General features: G+C 57.3%; 16 protein-coding genes. 11 read left to right on the top strand and 5 right to left on the bottom strand.

Annotation, left to right across the window (positions count from 1 at the left end; all coding sequences use genetic code 11):
* Positions 1 to 44: 44 nt before the first annotated feature.
* The 10 genes from P4L78_RS18800 (at position 45) to gpmA (ending at position 10,708) form a co-directional block, all read left to right on the top strand.
* Complete coding sequence (locus P4L78_RS18800; protein ID WP_309329851.1) at positions 45 to 1,061, top strand: substrate-binding domain-containing protein; 1,017 nt, start codon at positions 45 to 47, stop codon at positions 1,059 to 1,061.
* Positions 1,062 to 1,542: 481 nt separating this feature from the next.
* A complete protein-coding gene (locus P4L78_RS18795) occupies positions 1,543 to 3,171 on the top strand; it encodes an alpha-glucosidase family protein (RefSeq protein ID WP_309329849.1) in 1,629 nt (542 codons plus the stop codon).
* A gap of 114 nt (positions 3,172 to 3,285) precedes the next feature.
* Positions 3,286 to 4,389 carry a sn-glycerol-3-phosphate ABC transporter ATP-binding protein UgpC gene (locus tag P4L78_RS18790; RefSeq protein WP_309329847.1) on the top strand — a complete coding sequence of 368 codons (1,104 nt, stop codon included), beginning with the start codon at positions 3,286 to 3,288 and terminating at the stop codon, positions 4,387 to 4,389.
* Between the two features lie 215 nt (positions 4,390 to 4,604).
* The gene (gene malE / locus P4L78_RS18785; protein WP_283151089.1) at positions 4,605 to 5,810 is read left to right on the top strand and encodes a maltose/maltodextrin ABC transporter substrate-binding protein MalE; all 1,206 of its coding nucleotides are present in this window, start codon (positions 4,605 to 4,607) and stop codon (positions 5,808 to 5,810) included.
* A 250-nt stretch (positions 5,811 to 6,060) separates the two neighbouring features.
* Positions 6,061 to 7,590 (top strand): maltose ABC transporter permease MalF, encoded by a 1,530-nt coding sequence (gene malF / locus P4L78_RS18780; protein ID WP_309329844.1) that lies wholly within the window; start codon positions 6,061 to 6,063, stop codon positions 7,588 to 7,590.
* A gap of 3 nt (positions 7,591 to 7,593) precedes the next feature.
* Positions 7,594 to 8,484 (top strand): maltose ABC transporter permease MalG, encoded by an 891-nt coding sequence (gene malG, locus P4L78_RS18775; protein WP_283151087.1) that lies wholly within the window; start codon positions 7,594 to 7,596, stop codon positions 8,482 to 8,484.
* Positions 8,485 to 8,766: 282 nt separating this feature from the next.
* The gene (locus P4L78_RS18770) at positions 8,767 to 8,964 is read left to right on the top strand and encodes a hypothetical protein (protein ID WP_309329841.1); all 198 of its coding nucleotides are present in this window, start codon (positions 8,767 to 8,769) and stop codon (positions 8,962 to 8,964) included.
* A gap of 162 nt (positions 8,965 to 9,126) precedes the next feature.
* Positions 9,127 to 9,603, top strand: coding sequence for a CreA family protein (locus P4L78_RS18765; protein ID WP_309329839.1), 477 nt, complete (start codon positions 9,127 to 9,129; stop codon positions 9,601 to 9,603).
* 47 nt (positions 9,604 to 9,650) lie between these two features.
* Positions 9,651 to 9,851, top strand: a complete 201-nt coding sequence (locus tag P4L78_RS18760; RefSeq protein ID WP_283151084.1) for a SlyX family protein — start codon at positions 9,651 to 9,653, stop codon at positions 9,849 to 9,851.
* 167 nt (positions 9,852 to 10,018) lie between these two features.
* Positions 10,019 to 10,708, top strand: coding sequence for a 2,3-diphosphoglycerate-dependent phosphoglycerate mutase (gene gpmA / locus P4L78_RS18755; protein ID WP_309329837.1), 690 nt, complete (start codon positions 10,019 to 10,021; stop codon positions 10,706 to 10,708).
* A 107-nt stretch (positions 10,709 to 10,815) separates the two neighbouring features.
* Here the strand turns inward: gpmA and P4L78_RS18750 are convergent, their stop codons facing one another.
* Positions 10,816 to 10,989 (bottom strand): hypothetical protein, encoded by a 174-nt coding sequence (locus P4L78_RS18750; protein WP_309329835.1) that lies wholly within the window; start codon positions 10,987 to 10,989, stop codon positions 10,816 to 10,818.
* Here P4L78_RS18750 and P4L78_RS18745 point away from each other — a divergent pair.
* Complete coding sequence (locus P4L78_RS18745) at positions 10,975 to 12,570, top strand: bifunctional metallophosphatase/5'-nucleotidase (RefSeq protein WP_309329833.1); 1,596 nt, start codon at positions 10,975 to 10,977, stop codon at positions 12,568 to 12,570. The two genes, P4L78_RS18750 and P4L78_RS18745, sit on opposite strands and share 15 nt — an antisense overlap.
* A 52-nt stretch (positions 12,571 to 12,622) precedes the next feature.
* On the opposite strand, the gene P4L78_RS18740 is transcribed toward P4L78_RS18745, so the two are convergent.
* From P4L78_RS18740 to P4L78_RS18725, 4 genes are all read right to left on the bottom strand, one after another.
* Positions 12,623 to 13,570, bottom strand: a complete 948-nt coding sequence (locus P4L78_RS18740; RefSeq protein ID WP_309329831.1) for a DegV family protein — start codon at positions 13,568 to 13,570, stop codon at positions 12,623 to 12,625.
* A gap of 708 nt (positions 13,571 to 14,278) precedes the next feature.
* Positions 14,279 to 14,764: a gluconokinase gene (locus tag P4L78_RS18735; RefSeq protein WP_309329829.1), complete on the bottom strand. Its 486-nt coding sequence runs from the start codon at positions 14,762 to 14,764 to the stop codon at positions 14,279 to 14,281.
* 60 nt (positions 14,765 to 14,824) lie between these two features.
* Positions 14,825 to 16,162 (bottom strand): GntP family permease, encoded by a 1,338-nt coding sequence (locus P4L78_RS18730; protein WP_309329827.1) that lies wholly within the window; start codon positions 16,160 to 16,162, stop codon positions 14,825 to 14,827.
* A 309-nt stretch (positions 16,163 to 16,471) separates the two neighbouring features.
* Complete coding sequence (locus P4L78_RS18725) at positions 16,472 to 17,740, bottom strand: amino acid deaminase (RefSeq protein WP_309329826.1); 1,269 nt, start codon at positions 17,738 to 17,740, stop codon at positions 16,472 to 16,474.
* Positions 17,741 to 17,823: the final 83 nt, after the last annotated feature.

Genomic DNA, 17,823 nt, shown 5'->3' with positions numbered 1-17,823 from the left:
CATCCGCATTTCGTCGCTCTGTTGCCGATCCATACCTGGTGCCCATGAACCTTCGTCAGCTCGCTGCCCATTTACAGCTTTCCCCAACGACCGTCAGTCGCGCGCTCAATGGCTTTCCTGAAGTCAATGCCGAAACCCGCGAGCGCGTTGTAGAGGCGGCGGCGCGTTTGGGTTATCGCGCCAATACTGTGGCGCGGCGTTTGGCGACGGGCAAAACCGACAGCATCGGCATCATTTATCCGTTTGAGCCGTCTGATCTGGGCGATCCGGTATTTCTGGACATCATTGCCGGGATTACCGAACGCCTCGGTGAGGCCGCGATGGACTTGGTGATTGTTTCGGCCGCGCAAGAGAACGAACTGGAAACCTATCAGCGCGTGGTTTCCGGCGGGCGTGTCGATGGCTTGATTGTGGCGCGTACCCAGGTCAGCGATGCGCGTCTGCAATATCTGCAAGAAAAGAACTTCCCGTTTGTGGCGCACGGGCGCAGTGATCTGGCCAAGCCCTATGCCTGGTTCGATTACGACAATGAATACGGCATGCGTATCGCGGTGGACCGCCTGACTGCGCAAGGTCACCGCCATATTGCGTTGATCAGCGCGCCGCTGAGCATGAATTTCGCCGCACAACGGCGCATGGGTTATCTGGTCGGCTTGCACGCAGCGGGCGTGCAAGTGGAACCCGAATTCATGGTGCAAGGTGGCCTGAGCCCGGCGGAAGGCGCTGCCGCGCTTAACCGGTTACTGGCCTTGCCGCAGCGCCCGACGGCGGTGGTGGTGGATAACAACGTCTCTGCGGTTGGCGTAATGAACGCCTTGCGCCAAAGCGGCCTGCAACCAGGGCGCGATATCTCGGTGATCGTGTTTGGTGGTTTACCGGCTTTGCTGGCCGACAGCATGACCGTGAGCGCCATCGTCCAGCCACAAGCGCGCGAAGCCGGTCGCACCATGGCCGAATTGATGCTGGGCCGTCTTGCCGGCAACCCGCCGCAAACACTTAACCGCCTGTGGCGGCCGGAGTTTGTTTGCGGCAGTACCGATATGGCACCGATCACCGCCTGAACTGCGAATTCCTCCTTTTTGCAACGCCCGGTAAAGCATGCAGATGCCTTTATCTGCTGACGCTGAACCCGCGTTCGTCCTTTGCTGCTTGGGTTTGCGGCCGCGGTATGCGTTTCTGCTTCCTCTCTCATAAGTGATTTACCGTAGTTTCTGATTGCTTACTACCAGGTTTAAGATGCGCTCTACGCTGATTCAAACCGGTTTGATTGATGTGAATGCCGGATTTGTCCATCAAATTGAGCTGAAAGTGGCTTGGTCTGGTGCTGGCAAAAGAAGCTGGTGGTAATTGCACTACGCAATAGCCCGCATCATCCGCCGCGCGGATAAGGCACAAACCTGGTTCTCGCAGCGTGCACGGGCGGTCTATAACTGCTACGCACCCGGCGCGCAACGAGGCAGTTGAGTAAACCGGTAACCCGGGTCATTAACCAAAGTATCGGGCAGGACGTTTTGGTTAATGACTCTTTTCAAAGAAGAAATCATGAGTAAGCAACAGGCAGCTTCAGGCAGCACAAAGTGGTGGCGCGGTGCGGTGATTTACCAGATTTATCCGCGCAGTTTTGCCGACAGCAATGGCGATGGCGTGGGTGACCTCAATGGCATCAGCGCGCATCTGGATTACGTCGCCAGCCTGGGTGTCGATGCAGTCTGGATCAGCCCGTTCTTCAAGTCGCCGATGAAAGACTTTGGCTACGATGTTTCTGATTACTGTGCGGTTGATCCACTGTTCGGTTCAATCGAGGACTTCGACCGCCTGCTGGCCAAAGCGCATTCGCTTGGTCTGAAGATCATCATTGATCAGGTGTTGTCGCACACCTCAGATCAGCATGCCTGGTTCAAGGAAAGCCGCCAGGATCGTACCAACGCCAAAGCCGACTGGTACATCTGGGCCGATCCGCAAGCTGACGGCACGCCGCCGAACAACTGGCTGTCGATTTTCGGCGGCCCGTCGTGGCGCTGGGATACTCGCCGCCTGCAGTACTACATGCACAACTTCCTCGGTAGCCAGCCGGATCTGAACTTCCATAACCCGGAAGTACAGGATGCCACGCTGGAACAGATCGAATTCTGGCTCAAGCGCGGTGTGGATGGCTTCCGCTTTGATGCGTGTAATTACCATTTTCACGATCAACAACTGCGCAGCAATCCGCCAGCGACCAAGCGTGATACCGCGTCGGTGAGCATTGAAAATCCGTACGGTTACCAAGCGCATTTGTACGACAAGACCCAGCCGGAAAACGTGGCTTTCCTGCAGCGCATCCGCAAGCTGCTGGATCAATACGGCGCGATGAGCGTCGGTGAAGTGGGCGATGACAATAGCCTGAGCATCATGGCCGAGTACACCAATGGCGGCGACAAGCTGAACATGGCGTACAGCTTTAACCTGCTGACGGCTGACTTCTCCGCCGAACATATCCGCAGCCAGGTCAGCGATCTGGAAGCCGAAATCAAAGACGGCTGGGGCTGCTGGACTACCGGCAACCATGACTCGATCCGCGTTGTTACCCGCTGGGGCAAAGACACGCAACATCCGCGCTTTGCGCCCATGATTCTGGCCATGGAAACCGCCTTGCGTGGCTCCAGCTGCCTGTATCAGGGCGAAGAACTGGGCCTGCCCGAAGCGCAACTGACCTTTGAACAACTGCAAGACCCGTACGGCATTACGATGTGGCCGGAATTCAAAGGCCGCGACGGTTGCCGCACGCCCATGCCGTGGCAGTCTGGCGCGGTTAATGCCGGTTTTGGCGCGCACGAACCTTGGCTGCCAGTTGCCGCGACACATGTACCGCTGGCCGTGGATACGCAAGAGTCGAACAGTGAATCCACGCTCAACGCCTATCGCCGCATTCTGCACTGGCGTAAAACCCAACCGGCCTTGATTGAGGGCGATATCGCGTTCCTCGGATCGGCTGAACCGGTGCTGGCATTCACTCGTAGCTGGCATGGCCAGACGATTGTGGCGGTGTTCAATTTGAGTGAACAAGAAACAACGTTTGAGTTGCCGGTTGCTGCAACCGAACTGGCTGGCCACGGTCTGGCAGGCGCCGAACTGGCGGGCAAGACCCTCAAGCTGGGCGCGTGGGGTGGCTGGTTTGGCGTGGTGGTTTGAAGTTGGTGAGGTGGCGGTGCGCATGAATGCGCACCCTACGTGAGCAGATTTTGCAGGGTTGGCACGCGCAGCGTGCGAACGCGTCCAGCTTGATGCGGTAAACAGAGAGACAGCATGGCAACAGTTAGTCTGAAGAACATCACAAAGCGTTTTGGCGAAGTCACCACGCTGCATGGCATTGATCTGGAAATCAACGACGGCGAGTTCATCGTTTTTGTTGGCCCGTCCGGCTGTGGCAAAACCACGCTGCTGCGCACGATTTCCGGTCTGGAAGACATCAGCGAAGGTGAGTTGCAGATTGGCGGCGTGCGCATGAATGAGCTGCCGCCGGTCAAGCGCGGCATTGCCATGGTGTTCCAGTCTTACGCGCTGTATCCGCACATGAGCGTATTTGAAAACATGGCATTTGGTTTGCGCCTGGCCAATATGAAAAAGGCCGAGTACACGCCGATTGTGCATGACGTCGCCAAAGTGCTGCAGCTGGATCACCTGCTGGAACGCAAGCCGCGCGAATTGTCGGGTGGCCAGCGCCAGCGTGTAGCCATTGGCCGCGCGATTGTGCAAAAGCCGGAAGTCTTTCTGTTCGACGAACCACTATCCAACCTGGACGCCTCGCTGCGTGTACAGATGCGGATTTACATCGCCCAGCTGCATCGCAAACTGGGCGCGACCATGATCTACGTGACGCACGATCAGGTCGAAGCCATGACTTTGGCCGACCGCATTGTGGTGTTCCAGGCCGGACGGCTGGAACAAGTCGGCACGCCGACCGAGCTGTACTACGAACCAGTGAATCTGTTCGTGGCCGGTTTCCTTGGTTCGCCCGGCATGAACTTCCTGACTGGCCGCATTGCCCAGATTGACGCCAGCGGCGTCAGCGTGACGCTGCCGGACAACCAGCAAGTGCGCGTGGCGGTAGATGCCAGCGGCGCGCAAGTAGGTGATGAAGTCACCGTCGGCGTGCGTCCGGAACACTTGAATGTGGCGATCCAGGACAATGTGGTCAGCGGCAAAGTGGTGGTGCTGGAACGCCTGGGCGATTCATCTGTGTTGTATATGGAACACGTCGGCAGCAAGGCGCCGATGGCCGTGCGTATCCCCGCACTCAAGCACGTTGAGATTGGCGAATCCATGTCGATCGGCTTCAAACCGCAGCATGGTTACCTGTTTAACGCGCAAGGCATTGCCTTGCGTCGGCTGGACCCCCTGGCTGAGTGAAGATCGCCCGGAAACCCACATTGTCGTAATGGCTTTTACTGATCGCACATGCGGTGATCTGGTTGAACAATGTGGCTTCCGGCGCTATTCAAACCGGTTTAGGGACTGGAGTAGTCAGTAAAATCTGCCTGGTACGACTCTGAAGCGCCATCAGGTTGGTTTTGCCGGTCACTCACTATCAAAACTCTGAAAATATATCGATGGAGAGTCAAGCAATGGATATCTCGCGCAGTCGTTTGGGTCGAGTAGTGTTGTCGTCGGTTGCAGCTGCAGTCATGGGGCTGGGTGCAATGTCTGCAGTGGCCGCTGAACCTGGCAAACTGCTGATCTGGACCAATGGCGACAAGTCATACAAAGGTTTGATGGCCATTGGTGCTGAATTCACCAAGGCGACCGGCGTGCAAGTGGTGGTAGAGCGCCCGGAAGATGCACCGAACAAGTTCCAGCAAGCTGCCGCTGCTGGTAAAGGCCCGGATATTTTCATTTGGCCACACGACCGCATGGGCGAATGGGCCACTGCCGGTTTGCTGAGCCCGGTTAATCCTAGCGCCAAGGTCAAGGGTGAAATCGATCCGCTGGGCTGGAAGGCCTGGACTTCGGGCGGCAAGACTTGGGGTTACCCGATCGCCATCGAAGCTGTGGCGCTCGTGTACAACAAGGATCTGGTCCCCACACCGCCCAAGTCGTTTGACGACGTGATGGCGCTGGACAAAAAACTCTCCGGCGAAGGCAAAAAAGCCATTCTGTGGGACTACACCAACACCTACTTCACCTGGCCGCTGCTGGGCGCGGGTGGTGGTTATCCATTCAAGCACAAGGCGGACGGCTCTTACGATGCCGACGATGTCGGCGTGAACAATGCCGGTTCGGTTGCTGGTGTGAACACACTGATGAAGCTGATCTCGACCGGCGCGATGCCCAAGAGCGCTTCTTACGCTGAAATGGAAGCAGGCGTGAATCAAGGCAAGGTTGCCATGATGATTACCGGTCCGTGGGCTTGGGAAAACCTGAAGAAGAGCAAGATCAACTTCGGCGTGGCGCCAATCCCGACCGTGAATGGCAAGGCATCTGCGCCGTTCGTGGGCGTGCTGGGCGCGATGATCGTGCAATCGAGCCAGAACAAGGATCTGGCTGTTGAGTTCCTGGAAAACTACATGCTCAGCGTCAAGGGCCTGAAGACCATGAACGACGATGTGCCGCTGGGCGTACCGGCCAACAAGGCGTTCTACAACGAACTGAAGGCTGATCCGAACATCGCTGCCACCATGAAGAGCGCACAAGCGGGTTCGCCAATGCCGAACAACCCGGAAATGGGCAAGTTCTGGTCGACCATGGCTACCACGCTGCAGAACATCACCCAAGGCCGTCAAGGCGTGAAGGATGGTCTGGACGCAGCTGCTGCCAAGATCAAGGCCAAGTAATTGACAACACCGTAGGGTTTGCACGCACTGCGTGCGAACGCGTTCAGCCAAGGCGGGACGGTGCGCATAACGCCGCTGTGCGGCACAAGTGCGCACCCTACGTGAGCAAAGTAGTAAACCCCGGCAATAGCGCTGCCACGCTGTAGCCGGGGTGTTTCCCGCCAGATATCAAGTGGTGGGAGTTCTCGATGATTTGGGTTGTTCCGGATCGCGCGCATTGATGCCGTAGAGCCGGCAAGGAAACACGGAAATGCAAAGCAAACTGGCCCGCTGGGCCGGCCCTGCACTGGGGCTGCTGTTGATACTGGCCTCGATATGGCTGATTGTGGCGGTCTACACCGCCGGGCATACCTGGACAGCCATGGGGTTCACCGTGATCCTGGCGGCATCGATCTGGCTGCTCAGCTCGCCGCGTCTGTATCCATGGCGCTATTTGTACCCCGGTGTATTTGCCGCACTCGTTTTTGTGGTGTTCCCGGCCGCCTATACCGTGAGCATCGGCTTTACCAATTACAGTTCTACCAATCTGCTGACGTTTGATCGTGTCACCCGCTATTTTCTGGATCAGACCTATTCCGCTGGCGGCGACGCGCTGGATATGGCCATTTACCCGGCCGGTGCCGACGCCCGCATTTATCTGAGTTCCGCCGATGGCCACAACTGGGTGAGCGACAGCGTCAACCTGGACCACGCCACTGGCAAACCGGTTGAACTCAAAGTCACCCCGGCCACTGCTGCGCCTGCAGGCGAGAAGATCGCCATTCGCGCCGTGATCGCCATGCAGCCCGCGCTCAAAGAGTTGCGCATTGTGGTGCCGGATCACGTCTCGAAATACCAGATTTCAGGGTTCTCCAAAGTCTCGCCTTCCGCGCCGTTGTACAGCCAGAACGCAGATGGCTCGCTGAAGAACTTGCAAACGGGCGATGTGCTCAAGCCCAATATCAAGACCGGTTTTTATGAAACCGCCGCTGGCGAGAAAGTCACGCCAGGCTTTACCGTCAAAGTGGGTCTGGCCAACTTTGTGCAGTTGTTTACCAGCAGCCAGTTCCGTGGCCCGCTGCTTAAAATCTTTGTCTGGACCGTCTGTTTTGCCGCAGGCACTGTGTTGCTGACCTTTGTGGTGGGCTTCTTGCTGGCGGTGGCATTGAGTTGGGAATCGCTCAAGTTTCGCGGTATCTACCGCGTTGCCTTGTTCTTGCCCTACGCCGTGCCGGGGTTTATCTCGATCTTGATCTTCAGAGGCTTGTTCAACGAGAACTTTGGCGAGATCAACTACGTGCTGCACGCCATGTTTGGCATCAAGCCGGAATGGTTCTCCAACCCGTGGTTGGCCCGCGCCATGTTGCTGCTGGTGAATACCTGGCTGGGTTATCCGTACATCATGCTGCTGGTGATGGGGCTGATCAAATCGATCCCGAGCGACTTGTATGAAGCCTCGGCCATTCACGGTGGCGGCGCGTGGACCAATCTCACCCGCATTACCCTGCCGTTGATTGCCAAGCCGATCATGCCGTTGTTGCTGGCCAGCTTTGCCTTTAACTTCAATAACTTTGTGTTGATCTCGCTGCTGACTGCGGGCGGTCCGGACTTTGCCGACAGCATGACGCCAGCCGGTGCAACCGACATTCTGGTGAGCTACACCTATCGCATTGCCTTCCAGGATTCGGGCCAGAACTTCGGCCTGGCGGCAGCGATCTCGACGGTGATCTTCATCCTGGTGGGCGCGCTGTCGCTGCTGAACCTGAAGCTCACTCGCGTTAATGTGCAGGAAAGGAAATAAACCATGGCCATGGTGCTGGATAAAAGTCATACCGGACGCGTTGCTGCGACCCACATTGCCCTCATCGCGTTTATTGCGCTGTGTTTGTTTCCGTTCTTGATGATCGTGTCGATCTCATTGCGCTCCGGCAACTTTGCTGCTGGCGGCATCATTCCGGATCACATCAGTCTGGAGCACTGGAAGCTGGCGCTGGGCTTTTCGTATATCGACCAGTTCGGGCATCAGGTTGACCCGCCGTTCCCGGTGCTGCACTGGCTGTGGAACTCCTGCAAGGTGGCGCTGATGACCGCCGTGGTGGTGCTGGTGTTGTCCACAACTTGCGCCTATGCCTTTGCCCGGCTCAAGTTTGTGGGCCGCAAGTTTGGCCTGAATGCCTTGTTCTTGATGCAGATGTTTCCGTCGGTGCTGTCGCTGATCGCCATCTACGCCATCTTTGACCAGATCGGCAATTACGTGCCGTGGCTGGGCATTGATAGCCACGGCAGTCTGGTGCTGGCTTACGCCGGTGGCGTGGCGCTGCATATCTGGACCATCAAGGGCTACTTTGAAACGATTCCAGTCGAAATCGAAGAAGCCGCGCTGGTGGACGGTGCCAGCCATTTTCAAACGTTTCGCTACGTATTGTTGCCTATGGCGGTACCCATTTTGATTGTGGTATTTCTGTTGGCATTCATTGGCGCCATTATTGAGTATCCGGTGGCGTCGGTTTTGTTGCACCAGGAACAAAATCTCACGCTGGCTGTGGGATCAAAACTTTACTTATACACACAGAACTATCTGTGGGGCGACTTTGCCGCCGCTGCAATTTTGTCTGGCCTGCCCATTACGCTGCTGTTTTTGTTATCGCAGAAGTGGATGGTGAACGGGCTGACATCGGGCGGGGTGAAGGGCTAAAAGCCGGTGGCAACGTTGTCCTAGCGACGAAACCACAGGCTTCAAGAGGACGGAATAGAAACATTGCAGTAGCAATCCTGGTTATCTTTTGCACGCGACTTGGACCGGTCCCTCCCGCAGGGGGGCCGGTTTTTTTACGTCTGCAGTTCAGGCTGCCGTTTGGCGGGCCGTTGCTGTCGCGGCGGATAGAACTCGCATGCCAAGGCGACTAAAGCTATAGCAGCGCAGACTGGATATCCCTCCGTAATGTGGCTGCACCTTCGGGTTTCCTGGAGAAATCACATGAAGCAAGTCGCACTCACTCTGGCTCTTTTATCCACCTTGGCTATCCCGACAAGCAGTTGGGCCGATGGCATGGGCGCTGGCGGCACCGCTGGTGGTTCACAAGGCGCCGTGCGCCGTCCGCCGCCATGGGAAAAGAACAGCACGCCCATGCCGGTACCCACCATGCAAAAGCATCAACAAGCGGGTCAGATGTAAAGGGTCAGCCATACAGGCGAGACAGATACCCCAGATCAAGCGGCATAAAAAGACTGACGGCGACGCCAGTCTTTTTTTGTGTTTGCGATGCCGCCGATAGCGTATTCATATATTCGTCGCCGTGGCGCAGGTATGCTGGCAAAAACCACTGGAGACGTGACAATGAAAACCTGGCTTGCCGTTACAAGTGGCACGCTGTTGCTAGCGATTGCCATGGGTGCGCGGGCGGAAGAAATCGGCTCGGTGGATACTGCCTTTCAACTGGTCGGGCCGGACCACAAGATCGTGGTCGAAGCCTTTGATGACCCGTCCGTTTCGGGCATTTCTTGCTACGTGTCGCGTGCCAAAACCGGTGGCCTGAGCGGTGCCGTGGGCATGGCCAAAGACCCGTCGCGCTTCTCGGTGGCTTGCCGCCAGGTGGGCGAGATCAAGTTTCTCAAGCCGATCCCGAAGCAGGAAGAAGTCTTCAAGCAAGGGGCATCGTTTATCTTCAAACATGTCCGGGTGGTGCGGCTGGTGGATGCCAAACGCAATACGCTGGCTTATCTGACGTATTCGGACAAAGTGGTGGATGGTAGCCCGGATAACGCCATTGCGGTGGTGGCGGTGAGCGGGCAAACCATTCCGCTCAAACCGTAATCCTGGCCGTAGAATCGCGTCCTCAAAGCTTGAAGACGGAGGCATTTATGGAATCGCGTATCACTGAACTGGAAATCAAGGTCGCCCTGCAAGACGATCTGCTCGAAACGCTCAATAAAATTGTGGCCGAGCAATCGCAACAAATCAGCCGCTTGCAGCAAGATTTGCGGGAGCTGGCAGGCAACGTGCGCACGCTGGAAAACTATCGCCCGACTTCACTGGCCGACGAAATTCCGCCGCATTACTGAGGTCGGGTTCGGCTTGGTCGGCAGGAGAGGTCCCGTAAATAAGCCGGATTGGCGAACTGCATACGCCAGGCTGCGTCAAACTGCGCTTGCCTGCTATTCTTGAAGTCCTGGACCACTGGTAGCCGCAAGGCGACTGCCCGCGCATATTCCTCTCACCGGAGAACCTCATGGCCAAACTGGTACTTGTTCGCCACGGCGAATCGCAATGGAATCTGGAAAACCGCTTTACCGGCTGGATTGATGTCGATCTCACCGAAAAAGGCGCGGCCGAGGCACGGGATGCCGGGCGACGTTTGAAAGCGGCGGGTTACACGTTCGACATTGCGTATACCTCGGTGCTGAAACGGGCGATCCGCACGCTGTGGCATATCCAGGACGAAATGGATCTCATGTGGATTCCGGTGCAGATCGACTGGCGACTGAATGAACGTCATTACGGCGCGCTATCTGGCCTGAACAAAGCCGAAACAGCGGCGCAGCACGGCGATGAACAAGTACGTATCTGGCGTCGCAGTTATGACGTGCGCCCGCCGGCGCTGGAGCCTGGCGACAAGCGCGATGTGTTTGGCGATCCGCGTTACGCCGGAGCGCCACGCGACGAAGTACCGCTGACCGAATGCCTGAAAGACACCGTGTTCCGGGTGCTGCCGTATTGGGAATCGCACATTTCGCAATCGCTGCGCGAAGGCAAGAATGTGCTGATTGCCGCGCACGGCAACTCGTTGCGCGCATTGGTGAAATACCTGGAAAACGTATCTGATGCGGACATCATGGGGGTGGAAATTCCCAACGGTGCACCGCTGATTTACGACTTTGATGCGGACCTGAAACCCACCCGCATCGGCTATCTGGACTGAGCCAGTACCCATAGCACCCAAGGGATTTGCCGTTTCATCTCGGGAGCCATTCCTGCTGCAACAATTTGCGGCGGCATGGCTCCCGGTTTTTGTCTGTTGATCCGTTATCAACCACTGACCCACGTCTGATCTGGATTTGCTTCGTTGCCGCCATGCGCTTTTCGCTTCTGACCGCCGTTTTCTGTTGTGCCATTTTCCTGGCCCGTTTTGCCCAGGCTTCCGAAATGCCAGTGGCGGGCAAACCGTTTGAGGTCGAAATCCTTGCCTTGAATGATCTGCATGGCAATCTGCTGCCCACGCCGTTTTACGCGCCGCAGCCCGATGGCAGTCGCAAGATGATTCCTGCGGGTGGCATAGACGCGCTGGGAGCCATGGTGCGCCAGGAACGCGCCCGCAATCCGCATTTAATATTTGTCGGCGGCGGCGATTTGATCGGGGCCAGTCCGCTCACCTCCGGGCTGTTGCGTGACGAGCCGACCATTGACGCACTCAACCAGCTCGGGCTGGAGTTCAGTGCGCTCGGCAACCACGAACTGGACCGGGGCCGCGATGAACTGCTGCGCATGCAGAACGGCGGTTGCCAGTCCAACGAAGCGCAGCGGGCCTGCAAGTATCAGCCTGGTTACAGCGGCGCAAAATTTCGCTGGATCGCCGCCAACGTCATCGACACCGTTACGCGCCAGCCGTTGTTGCCGCCGTACGTGATCCGCGAGGCTCACGGTGTACCCATCGCCTTTATTGGCGCGGTGCTCAAATCCACTCCGCTGATTGTCGAACCCGATGGCGTTGCCGGTTTACGTTTTGAAGATGAAGCCGAAGCCATCAACCGCACCGTGGCGCAACTGCGCAAACAGGGCATCAAGGTTTTTGTGGCGCTGATTCACCAAGGCGGCGACACCCGCCAGCGCTTTGACGTGAGCGATTGCGATACCTTGACCGGCGAGATTGTCGGCATTGCCAAACGGCTGGACCCGGACGTGCATACGGTGATCTCCGGCCACACCCATCGCGGCTACCAATGCCGGGTAGACCACAAGCTGGTGACGCAAGCGGAAGACTACGGCCACTTGCTGACCCGCATCACGCTGACCATTGACCCGGTCACCGGCAAGGAAATCCGCCAGCGCTCGGTGAACCTGGTGCTCGACCCTGTCCGTTTGCCCGCCGACCCGGCCATGCAGGCGATTGTGGCTCGCGCCGAAGCGCTCACTGATCCCGCCGCGCGCCAGACCGTCGCAAAACTGGCCGTCGAGCAGGTCGTGCGCGCCGGTAAAATGCATCCGGATACGGGCGAAGCGCCACTGGGTGACTTGGTGGCAGACGCTTATCTGTCGGCCACCAAAATCTACGGCACGCAGATCGCATTTTTGAATCGCGGCACCATGCGCGACGATTTGCCGCATGCTTTGCCCAATCCGCAACAGACCGTCAATTTTGGCGATGCCTTTGCCACGCTGCCGTTCAATAACAATCTGGTGGTGATGACGTTGACCGGTGCGCAGATCAAGTCGGCGCTGGAACAGCAATGGGTGCTGACGGCCTCCACCGCGCATGTCATGCAGGTATCAAGTGGATTCAGCTATGCCTGGGATGCGGGTCTGCCCATCAACGAACGTATCGACGCCACTTCAATGATGCTTCACGGGCATCCCGTTGAGCCGGAGCAAAACTACCGTGTGGTGATGAACGATTTTCTGGCGGAAGGGGGAGACGGCGTGACCGTGTTTCGCGATGGGTTAGACCGCGTGGTCACGCCGGTGCTGGATCTGCAAGCGCTGACCGGTTATCTGCAGCACAAGGCCGCAATGGGCCAGCCAGCAGGCCGCAAAGTTGCCGCAGACCGGATTATCCGGCGCAATTAACAACCGCCTCGGGCCTGTGACTGGCGCGGGCGATGACCAACGTGGCCGGGTCTTAGTCCAGCGTGGCTTCGCGCGGCGAAGCGAATGCCACGGAAACCCCGCCAGTGCCGATATTCACCCCCGCAGTCAGGCTCATCTCGCACACCAGCACTCGCACTTCATGCTGGCGGGCGACTTTTTCCAGTCTGCTAAAGCCTGGCAGCGCCGCAACCCGTGCCGGATCGCCACCGTAACTCACGCTGATTGTCGGAGCGTCCAGCCCGCTTTCGATATGCGTGACGGCCAGATCAAACAGTTTCTGCACACCAGCTTCAAACCCGCGCACGCGGCCAACCGGTTGCGTATCGCCCTGGAAGCCACGCACTACCGGTTTGATATCCAGCGCCGAACCCATCATGTAAGACATCAGACCCACACTCTTGTCGCCTTTGCGCCGCGCCTGGGTGCGTAACTGGCCGAGATTTTCCGGAATCAAAAACGCTTGCGTGGTTTTTTGCAGGCGCTCGATATGACGGATGATCTCCAGCGTGGAACTCTCCGCCGCAGCCATCCGCGCCACCTCGGCCACAATCAGCCCTTGCCCGGTAAACAGGTTATTGCTGTCAAACACGCGCAATGAAAACGGCCCGGTAACGCCAGCGCTTTCCCGGATGGGTTTGTAGCTATTGAGAATGCTCAATGACGCTTGCGTGGCGTATTCGTGAATCCGGCTGCGGCTGGACATCACCGTCAGACAAAACACGTAATCGAATTCGACCACCAGTTTGTCCAGGAACAGCTTGCGGATTTCATCGGTGGAAAACGGTGACGATTCAAATCCGGTAGCGCCACCAGTAAGGCGGTCGCGATAAAACGCCTGGGTCGCTTGTGGATCTCGACTATCCAGAAATGTTTGTCCATCCGAGCCGTGGATGGTGATGGGCAGAATCACGATGCCATGTTCGTCCAGGAACGAACGTGGCAAGTCGCAGCAGGAATCGGTAACGATGCCGATGCGCATGCAGAACTCCTCCAGAGTGGTACCGCTATGTGAGTTGTTTTGTTTTTATGTTTTGTGACGCCATCATGACGTCCTGATATAGCGCAATGATGCCAGTTACATTACAGATAGCAAGATGATGAGAGGTTGGGCAACCGGGATGATCGGTAATAGGGGTGTTTGATTGGGGAGATGTGTTGCGGATTTGGTGATTTGCGGGTGTGGGAGGGACGTTGGCGGGAATGTAGGCCGGGTATAACTCGCCGTTGCGGTGGTTTTGTTAGTGCCTTTGGCACGGGGTTTTAAAGGCATTTGATACCCGGGGGTGCCCGGGAGCACGTTTCTTTTCTTTGCGTCGCCAAAGAAAAGAAACCAAAAGAAAGGCGACCCGGGTGCAAGCACCTGACGGGGGCCAAGGTCAAAAGCCGAAACGAACAGACTGTTTACCAGTGTTCTCTGCGCGCATCCTGCGTTCCCTCGGTCGGTCGGAGCCTGGGTCTCCGACTCTCGGTCGGCGTGGTTTACAGAGCGGTATGCTTGTGGCGGAAGCAAAGGCAAAGGCCCGGTGGCACACCCATCACGTCGTCACTCCTGACCTCGGCGGTCCCCTGGGCAGAATTCGGTGCCGGAGTGGATAGCCGCTGCCAACAACAAACAAAAAACCCGGCCAAAGCCGGGTTTCTCACAAGATATTGTCCGGCGACCAATTCGCCGCAGGCCACCAAAAATCTACTTCAACCGCCGCAAAACCTCATCGGCAATTTCATCCGGCGCTGGGGCAATATCCACCACAATCGCGTTGTCCGGAATCTCCAGAATATCAATCTGGCTTTGCAGCAGGTGCGGGTCAAAGAAGTGGCCTTTGCGTTGCGCGAGGCGCTGCTGCAGCAGTGCAACCGAACCATTAAGCAGCACAAAGTGAATATCGCTCTCACCGGGGTGAGCCAGCTTCTCGCGGTAGATTTCCTTCAGCGCGGAGCAAGTAAATACGTGCGTGATGCCGCGGGCGCGGTAGTCCTCGATGGCGGCGCGGATCGACGCCAGCCAGGGCCAGCGGTCATCGTCGGTTAGCGGGATGCCGTTGTGCATCTTTGCAATATTGGATTCGCTGTGAAACACATCGGCATCCGAGAAACCGCAGCCCAGTTTTTGCGCCAGCAGTTGGCCAACGGTGGTTTTGCCGCTGCCAGATACACCCATCAAGATCAGAATCATGCTTACCGCTCCAGATAAAAACGCGGCCCACCTGCGTGGCGGGCCGTTTGCTGCATTGGGTTAAACCACTGTGGCCAGCGCCAGGGTTAGCAACAATGCCACTACCGAGATAATCGTTTCACACACTGACCAGGTTTTAAGCGTCTGCGGTACGGTCATGTTGAAGTATTCCTTCACCAGCCAGAACCCACCGTCATTCACATGCGAGAAGATCAGCGAACCCGCGCCGGTAGCCAGCACCATCAGTTCAGCATGTGCGCCGGCTGCCATGGCGATTGGGGCCACGATGCCGCAAGCCGTGGTCATCGCCACGGTAGCCGAGCCAGTAGCCAGGCGAATCAGCACTGCCACCATCCAGCCCAGCAGCAGCGGCGAGATATGCGCGCTGGTGGCCATATCCACCACTACCTTGGATACGCCGCTATCCATCAGGATGCGGCCAAAGCCGCCGCCCGCGCCGACCACCAGAGTAATGGTGGCGGTTGGAGCCAGACATTCGTTGCTGAACTTGAGGATGGTCTCGCGGCTCAGGCCGCGGGCAAAGCCCAGAGTCCAGAAGCTGACGAGCGTGGCAATCAGCAGCGCCATCACCGAATTGCCGATCAAGCGCAGGAAGTCATTCCCCAGCGAGCCCTTGGCAAAGAAGACGTCAGCCCAACTGCCGATCAGCATCAGCACAACCGGCAACAAAATGGTGGCCAGCGTAATGCCAAAGCTTGGCAGTTCACGCTCTTGCTGTTGCGCGAACTGCTTCATCATCGGGTTTTCGCCATCCAGCTTCACGTACTTGCTGATCTGTTTGGCAAATACCGGGCCAGCCAGAATGGCGGTCGGGATACCGACAATCAAGGCGTAGAAAATGGTCTTGCCGATATCGGCATGATAAGCCGTCACCGCCAGCAACGCCGCAGGGTGAGGCGGGATCAAACCGTGCACCACCGACAAGCCAGCCACCATCGAGATGCCGACCAGCACCATCGAAGAGCCGGTACGTTTGGCAACGTTAAAGGCAATCGGGATCAGCAACACAAAGCCGACTTCAAAGAACACCGGCAGACCCACGACGAGACCGATGGTCACCATGGCCCAGTGCACGTTTTTCTCACCGAACCAGCGAATCAGCGTCAGCGCGATCTGCTCCGCGCCGCCTGATTCGGCCATCATCTTGCCGAGCATGGTGCCCAGCGCAATCACCAGCGCAATATGCCCCAGCGTATTGCCAACCCCCGTTTCAAACGATTTGACGATGGTGGTCATGGGCATGCCGACCGAAACGGCCAGCACAAACGACACCACCAACAAGGTAATAAACGGATTCATCTTGAAGCGCGCGATCAGAACGATCAGCGCCACAATCGCCACCAGGGCGTAAATCAGCAGCATGCTTCCCTGCACCATTTGAATCGACTCCTGCTAATTGGCTGGTAAAGGAACTGGCTCCTTCAGCCTTTGTAGTTGGTTTGCGTCACCTTTCATGCAAAACCTGCACAATTATTTTGCGTCAGGATTGTGGCGACGATCCGTACTTGCCATCCAGCTCTGGGCGGCCGGTTTTTATAACACCATGATTTGCAGCAAATGTTAACGTTAACATTGGCAAAGTTTGTCGTGTATCAGGGATGCACCGTAGTTGCACAACAGCCCGGCCAAATTGCGCCGGGCTGTTTATCGTAGTGCGAATGACGACCATTTCCAGGCGGATTCTGATCAGAAGAAGGTCTGGACTACATCGACAACCCTAAAATCGGCGTCCAGCACCGGGATATGCCGCCATTTGTCGAAGGTCAGGCAGGGGTGGGAGATATCAAAGGCGATCAAATCGCCCACTTGCAGATCATCGCCGGGCTGGATTTGCATATAGGCGTGCTGATCCATCATGCCGGTCAGCTGCCAGTGCACCGGAACAGCAACCGGTGCCGCACTGCCGGGGCGATAGCGTTGCGCCGGCGTAGGCAGGCCGGCATCAAAGGCGGCGTCGCGTTTGCCCAGTGCGATGATGGCTTTCTCTGGTTCCGGAATGGATTGCACGCAGGCCCACAGTTGTAGTGCCGGTTTCAGGCTGGAACGCAGCTTGCGCGCAATCGGGTTACGGGTCTGGATTTGCGCTTGCGCTGCCTTGTAAATGCCCACGTCATGGGTCAGATAACAGCCGGGCCGCAACACCACGTCCAGCGGCATGCCAATATCGGCTTTGGAGAACTCTTGCGCCACCACGTCGTACCAGGCCGAACCGGCACCGGACAACACGGCGGGGTAACGCTTGATCCAGCCGCTTTGGGCCAGCTCACGGGCAACGCCCACGGCGCGCTGCAAAAAGGCGCGGATATCGGCCTCTTCTTTCAGCACGCCTTCGTAGACTTCAACCCCGGCCAGCTTGAGCGCATCCGGCCAGCGGGCAAGGGCGGCGATAATTTCGGCTTGCTGCGCGGCATCGCGCGCGCCGGTACGACCACCGGCCACACCCAGTTCCAGCAGCACTTGTAGCGACTGGCCGCGCTCACTGAAAAACTGCCCCAACAGATTGACCCCGGCGGCGGAGTCGACCAGACAGAAATATTCAAAGGACGGGTCGCGCAGCAGATCGGCCACGATCTCCATATTGCGGCGGCCGACCAGCTGATTAGCCATCAGCACCCGGCGAATACCGTGTTGATAGGCCACTTGCGTCTGATGCGCCGTGGCCAGAGTAATGCCCCAGGCACCCGCAGCGATTTGCCGGGCGAATAGTTTGGGTGCCATGGTGGTCTTGCCATGCGGCGCCAGTTTGGCGCCGTACTCGCTGACAAATTGCTGCATCCATTGCAGATTGTGCTGGATCAAATCTTCATACAGCACGGCGGCAGGCAGGCTGATTTCTTCGTCCAGCAAGCGCCAGCCCAAGCCGGTGGCGGCAGCCGGAGCAACGGGTGCATCCAGTGCGCCCAGCCCCTTGTTGAGCGGATCAATCATGCCGCTTTGGTAGTTTGTATCAGTCATGGAATCCACCATTTATCAGGAGATAGAACAATCAGCAACGCAAGATCGTGTTACCTTCAAATCTGATCTGTTATAAAGTAACA

The sequence above is a fragment of the Silvimonas sp. genome (assembly GCF_031291215.1).
Lineage (GTDB): Bacteria > Pseudomonadota > Gammaproteobacteria > Burkholderiales > Chitinibacteraceae > Silvimonas > Silvimonas soli.
This window is presented reverse-complemented; position numbering and strand designations above follow the sequence as displayed.

Bases quoted from the DNA above. Each gene is read 5' to 3' on its own strand.
- gpmA (WP_309329837.1), top strand. From the start codon at position 10,019: ATGGCCAAACTGGTACTTGTTCGCCACGGCGAATCGCAATGGAATCTG.
- malE (WP_283151089.1), top strand. From the start codon at position 4,605: ATGGATATCTCGCGCAGTCGTTTGGGTCGAGTAGTGTTGTCGTCGGTT.
- P4L78_RS18790 (WP_309329847.1), top strand. From the start codon at position 3,286: ATGGCAACAGTTAGTCTGAAGAACATCACAAAGCGTTTTGGCGAAGTC.
- P4L78_RS18730 (WP_309329827.1), bottom strand. From the start codon at position 16,162: ATGGTGCAGGGAAGCATGCTGCTGATTTACGCCCTGGTGGCGATTGTG.
- P4L78_RS18770 (WP_309329841.1), top strand. From the start codon at position 8,767: ATGAAGCAAGTCGCACTCACTCTGGCTCTTTTATCCACCTTGGCTATC.
- P4L78_RS18725 (WP_309329826.1), bottom strand. From the start codon at position 17,740: ATGACTGATACAAACTACCAAAGCGGCATGATTGATCCGCTCAACAAG.
- P4L78_RS18760 (WP_283151084.1), top strand. From the start codon at position 9,651: ATGGAATCGCGTATCACTGAACTGGAAATCAAGGTCGCCCTGCAAGAC.
- P4L78_RS18800 (WP_309329851.1), top strand. From the start codon at position 45: ATGAACCTTCGTCAGCTCGCTGCCCATTTACAGCTTTCCCCAACGACC.
- P4L78_RS18750 (WP_309329835.1), bottom strand. From the start codon at position 10,989: ATGCAGATCATTCAAGGCAAGGATTTCGACCTCAAACGGTTTGCCCGC.
- P4L78_RS18735 (WP_309329829.1), bottom strand. From the start codon at position 14,764: ATGATTCTGATCTTGATGGGTGTATCTGGCAGCGGCAAAACCACCGTT.
- malF (WP_309329844.1), top strand. From the start codon at position 6,061: ATGCAAAGCAAACTGGCCCGCTGGGCCGGCCCTGCACTGGGGCTGCTG.
- P4L78_RS18740 (WP_309329831.1), bottom strand. From the start codon at position 13,570: ATGCGCATCGGCATCGTTACCGATTCCTGCTGCGACTTGCCACGTTCG.
- malG (WP_283151087.1), top strand. From the start codon at position 7,594: ATGGCCATGGTGCTGGATAAAAGTCATACCGGACGCGTTGCTGCGACC.
- P4L78_RS18765 (WP_309329839.1), top strand. From the start codon at position 9,127: ATGAAAACCTGGCTTGCCGTTACAAGTGGCACGCTGTTGCTAGCGATT.
- P4L78_RS18795 (WP_309329849.1), top strand. From the start codon at position 1,543: ATGAGTAAGCAACAGGCAGCTTCAGGCAGCACAAAGTGGTGGCGCGGT.